Here is a 5,406-nt window from a genome sequence, read left to right on the forward strand (position 1 = left end):
AGTAGTCTTTGTTCGATTCCGTTGAGTAAATCAAGATCGAACTGTAGAGTTTGATCCTGGCTCAGATTGAACGCTGGCGGCATGCCTTACACATGCAAGTCGAACGGTAACGCGGGGCAACCTGGCGACGAGTGGCGAACGGGTGAGTAATATATCGGAACGTGCCCAGTCGTGGGGGATAACTGCTCGAAAGAGCAGCTAATACCGCATACGACCTGAGGGTGAAAGCGGGGGATCTTCGGACCTCGCGCGATTGGAGCGGCCGATATCAGATTAGGTAGTTGGTGGGGTAAAGGCCTACCAAGCCGACGATCTGTAGCTGGTCTGAGAGGACGACCAGCCACACTGGGACTGAGACACGGCCCAGACTCCTACGGGAGGCAGCAGTGGGGAATTTTGGACAATGGGGGCAACCCTGATCCAGCCATGCCGCGTGCGGGAAGAAGGCCTTCGGGTTGTAAACCGCTTTTGTCAGGGAAGAAATCCTTTGGGCTAATAACTCGGAGGGATGACGGTACCTGAAGAATAAGCACCGGCTAACTACGTGCCAGCAGCCGCGGTAATACGTAGGGTGCAAGCGTTAATCGGAATTACTGGGCGTAAAGCGTGCGCAGGCGGTTATGCAAGACAGATGTGAAATCCCCGGGCTCAACCTGGGAACTGCATTTGTGACTGCATGGCTAGAGTACGGTAGAGGGGGATGGAATTCCGCGTGTAGCAGTGAAATGCGTAGATATGCGGAGGAACACCGATGGCGAAGGCAATCCCCTGGACCTGTACTGACGCTCATGCACGAAAGCGTGGGGAGCAAACAGGATTAGATACCCTGGTAGTCCACGCCCTAAACGATGTCAACTGGTTGTTGGGAGGGTTTCTTCTCAGTAACGTAGCTAACGCGTGAAGTTGACCGCCTGGGGAGTACGGCCGCAAGGTTGAAACTCAAAGGAATTGACGGGGACCCGCACAAGCGGTGGATGATGTGGTTTAATTCGATGCAACGCGAAAAACCTTACCTACCCTTGACATGTCAGGAATTCTGCAGAGATGCGGAAGTGCTCGAAAGAGAACCTGAACACAGGTGCTGCATGGCCGTCGTCAGCTCGTGTCGTGAGATGTTGGGTTAAGTCCCGCAACGAGCGCAACCCTTGTCATTAGTTGCTACGAAAGGGCACTCTAATGAGACTGCCGGTGACAAACCGGAGGAAGGTGGGGATGACGTCAGGTCATCATGGCCCTTATGGGTAGGGCTACACACGTCATACAATGGCCGGGACAGAGGGCTGCCAACCCGCGAGGGGGAGCTAATCCCAGAAACCCGGTCGTAGTCCGGATCGCAGTCTGCAACTCGACTGCGTGAAGTCGGAATCGCTAGTAATCGCGGATCAGCTTGCCGCGGTGAATACGTTCCCGGGTCTTGTACACACCGCCCGTCACACCATGGGAGCGGGTTCTGCCAGAAGTAGTTAGCCTAACCGCAAGGAGGGCGATTACCACGGCAGGGTTCGTGACTGGGGTGAAGTCGTAACAAGGTAGCCGTATCGGAAGGTGCGGCTGGATCACCTCCTTTCTAGAGAATGACGAGACCGTTGACTGGCTTAGGCTGGTTGATTGAGTCGAGTCCACATAGCTCTGTTCAAGCGCCCACACTTATCGGCTGTAGTCACAACAGTGAGTGAGAAATAACGCGTGAGCCTGGCGAGCTGGCCTTGCAGGTCGGCGTTGGAGACGGGCTCAAGCGTCCAAGAGATGCGTGGGTCTGTAGCTCAGTCGGTTAGAGCACCGTCTTGATAAGGCGGGGGTCGCTGGTTCGAATCCAGCCAGACCCACCACGAGATCCAAGGGGGATTAGCTCAGCTGGGAGAGCACCTGCTTTGCAAGCAGGGGGTCGTCGGTTCGATCCCGTCATCCTCCACCAAGGTTTCTTACTCAAAGGGTGGAAAACCACAGCATCAGGAAACGGATGCTGTGGTTTGCCAGTCTGGACTTTGAAAGAAGTCGGCTGTTGTTCTTTAACAATTTGTAGAGTCGAATCAGCGTTGCTGGCGGAAAGCTGGCGCTCGTAAAGGGGCGCTCGGCACCGTGCCGCCAGCGACATTTTGATTGCGTCAACAGACTTCAACTCTGAATCAAGATTTAGAGAAGAAATTGAAGAACGGCGAAACGCGTGATACTCAAATAAATGCTCGAGTTGTCGAGCATCGTTCCTTGACGGCATCTGCGGATGTCAAAGTTATAGGGTCAAGTGAATAAGTGCATGTGGTGGATGCCTTGGCGATTACAGGCGACGAAGGACGTGATAGCCTGCGATAAGCTTCGGGGAGCTGGCAAATAAGCTTTGATCCGGAGATTTCCGAATGGGGAAACCCACCTCGCGAGAGGTATCGCATGCTGAATACATAGGCATGCGAGGCGAACCGGGTGAACTGAAACATCTCAGTAGCTCGAGGAAAAGACATCAACCGAGATTCCGAAAGTAGCGGCGAGCGAAATCGGAGTAGCCCTCGTGTTTTAGCAGTTGGCATATCAGAACGGAATGGAAAGTCCGGCCATAGCGGGTGATAGCCCCGTATGAGAAATGTTGATTGTGGAACTAGGCACGAATAGAGTAGGGCGGGACACGTGAAATCCTGTCTGAATATGGGGGGACCATCCTCCAAGGCTAAATACTCGTAATCGACCGATAGTGAACAAGTACCGTGAGGGAAAGGCGAAAAGAACCCCGGGAGGGGAGTGAAATAGATCCTGAAACCGCATGCATACAAAAAGTAGGAGCCCTCAGGGGTGACTGCGTACCTTTTGTATAATGGGTCAGCGACTTACATTCAGTGGCGAGGTTAACCGAATAGGGTAGCCGTAGAGAAATCGAGTCCGAATAGGGCGAATTAGTCGCTGGGTGTAGACCCGAAACCAGGTGATCTATCCATGGCCAGGATGAAGGTACCGTAACAGGTGCTGGAGGTCCGAACCGACTAGTGTTGCAAAACTAGCGGATGAGCTGTGGATAGGGGTGAAAGGCTAAACAAACCTGGAGATAGCTGGTTCTCTCCGAAAACTATTTAGGTAGTGCCTCAAGTATTACCTTCGGGGGTAGAGCACTGTTTAGGCTAGGGGGTCATGGCGACTTACCAAACCTATGCAAACTCCGAATACCGAAGAGTACAGCTTGGGAGACAGAGCACCGGGTGCTAACGTCCGGACTCAAGAGGGAAACAACCCAGACCGCCAGCTAAGGTCCCTAAAATTGGCTAAGTGGGAAACGAAGTGGGAAGGCTAAAACAGTCAGGATGTTGGCTTAGAAGCAGCCATCATTTAAAGAAAGCGTAATAGCTCACTGATCGAGTCGTCCTGCGCGGAAGATGTAACGGGGCTAAGCCAGTTACCGAAGCTGCGGATGCACAGTTTACTGTGCGTGGTAGGAGAGCGTTCTGTACGCCTGTGAAGGTGGGTCGTGAGGCCTGCTGGAGGTATCAGAAGTGCGAATGCTGACATGAGTAGCGTTAAAGGGGGTGAAAAGCCCCCTCGCCGAAAGCGCAAGGTTTCCTACGCAACGTTAATCGGCGTAGGGTGAGTCGGCCCCTAAGGCGAGGCAGAGATGCGTAGCTGATGGGAAACAGGTCAATATTCCTGTACCGATCTGTAGTGCGATGTGGGGACGGAGAAGGTTAGCTCAGCCGGGTGTTGGATGTCCCGGTTCAAGCATGTAGGCGTGCCCTCTAGGCAAATCCGGAGGGCTTAGCTGAGGTGTGATAACGAGTCTGCTTGCAGACGAAGTGAGTGATACCCTGCTTCCAAGAAAAGCCACTAAGCTTCAGCTACAGAGCGACCGTACCGCAAACCGACACTGGTGCGCGAGATGAGTATTCTAAGGCGCTTGAGAGAACTCTGGAGAAGGAACTCGGCAAATTGACACCGTAACTTCGGAAGAAGGTGTGCCTTTAGTAGGTGATCCATTTACTTGGTTAGCCCAATGAGGCCGCAGAGAATCGGTGGCTGCAACTGTTTATTAAAAACACAGCACTCTGCAAAGACGAAAGTCGACGTATAGGGTGTGACTCCTGCCCGGTGCTGGAAGATTAAATGATGGGGTGCAAGCTCTTGACTGAAGTCCCAGTAAACGGCGGCCGTAACTATAACGGTCCTAAGGTAGCGAAATTCCTTGTCGGGTAAGTTCCGACCTGCACGAATGGAGTAATGATGGCCACACTGTCTCCTCCAGAGACTCAGCGAAGTTGAAATGTTTGTGATGATGCAATCTCCCCGCGGAAAGACGGAAAGACCCCATGAACCTTTACTGTAGCTTTACATTGGACTTTGAACAGATCTGTGTAGGATAGGTGGGAGGCTTTGAAACCTGGTCGCTAGATCAGGTGGAGCCAACGTTGAAATACCACCCTGGTGTGTTTGAGGTTCTAACCTTGGCCCGTTATCCGGGTTGGGGACAGTGTATGGTGGGCAGTTTGACTGGGGCGGTCTCCTCCCAAAGTGTAACGGAGGAGTTCGAAGGTACGCTAAATACGGTCGGAAATCGTGTTGATAGTGCATTGGCATAAGCGTGCTTGACTGCGAGACTGACAAGTCGAGCAGGTACGAAAGTAGGACAAAGTGATCCGGTGGTTCTGTATGGAAGGGCCATCGCTCAACGGATAAAAGGTACTCTGGGGATAACAGGCTGATACCGCCCAAGAGTTCATATCGACGGCGGTGTTTGGCACCTCGATGTCGGCTCATCTCATCCTGGGGCTGTAGCCGGTCCCAAGGGTATGGCTGTTCGCCATTTAAAGAGGTACGTGAGCTGGGTTTAAAACGTCGTGAGACAGTTTGGTCCCTATCTTCCGTGGGCGCTGCAAGATTGAGAGAGCCTGCTCCTAGTACGAGAGGACCGGAGTGGACGCACCTCTGGTGTATCGGTTGTCACGCCAGTGGCATCGCCGAGTAGCTAAGTGCGGAAGAGATAACCGCTGAAAGCATCTAAGCGGGAAACTCGTCTCAAGATGAGTCTTGCCGGGGCCTAGAGCCCCCTGAAGGGTCGTTCAAGACCAGGACGTTGATAGGCTGGGTGTGGAAGCGCAGTAATGCGTTAAGCTAACCAGTACTAATTGCCCGTGCGGCTTGACCCTATAACTTTGACACTCACGTCAAAGATCACAGTGGTCACGCAGATCCTTGTCCCCAGCGGACAGCGATCAACAACCGTTCTTCAAGCCTGAAGACGCAATCAAATCCAGCTGATTCTGACTCTACGAATTGGGCTTGCTGACCCCCCGTCAGCACGCCACCCAGTCAAGCCTGATGACCATAGCGAGTCGGTCCCACCCCTTCCCATCCCGAACAGGACCGTGAAACGACTCAGCGCCGATGATAGTGCGGACTCCCGTGTGAAAGTAGGTCATCGTCAGGCTAATTTCC

2 tRNA genes and 3 rRNA genes are annotated in these 5,406 nt (G+C 53.1%); all 5 read left to right on the top strand.

Features of this window, described 5'->3' with window-relative positions:
* The first annotated feature begins 38 nt into the window (after positions 1–38).
* The 5 genes from CDN99_RS27835 to rrf all read left to right on the top strand — a co-directional run bounded on the left by CDN99_RS27835 (position 39) and on the right by rrf (position 5,398).
* Positions 39–1,567 (top strand): 16S ribosomal RNA (locus CDN99_RS27835).
* 185 nt (positions 1,568–1,752) lie between these two features.
* A tRNA-Ile gene (locus CDN99_RS27840) sits at positions 1,753–1,829 on the top strand.
* 10 nt (positions 1,830–1,839) lie between these two features.
* Positions 1,840–1,915, top strand: a tRNA-Ala gene (locus tag CDN99_RS27845).
* Between the two features lie 321 nt (positions 1,916–2,236).
* Positions 2,237–5,117, top strand: a 23S ribosomal RNA gene (locus tag CDN99_RS27850).
* 168 nt (positions 5,118–5,285) lie between these two features.
* Positions 5,286–5,398 (top strand): 5S ribosomal RNA (gene rrf / locus CDN99_RS27855).
* Together the 16S, 23S and 5S rRNA genes with 2 tRNA genes alongside form the textbook arrangement of a ribosomal RNA operon.
* The last annotated feature ends 8 nt before the right edge of the window (positions 5,399–5,406 follow it).

The sequence above is a fragment of the Roseateles aquatilis genome, assembly GCF_002205645.1.
GTDB lineage: Bacteria > Pseudomonadota > Gammaproteobacteria > Burkholderiales > Burkholderiaceae_C > Roseateles > Roseateles aquatilis.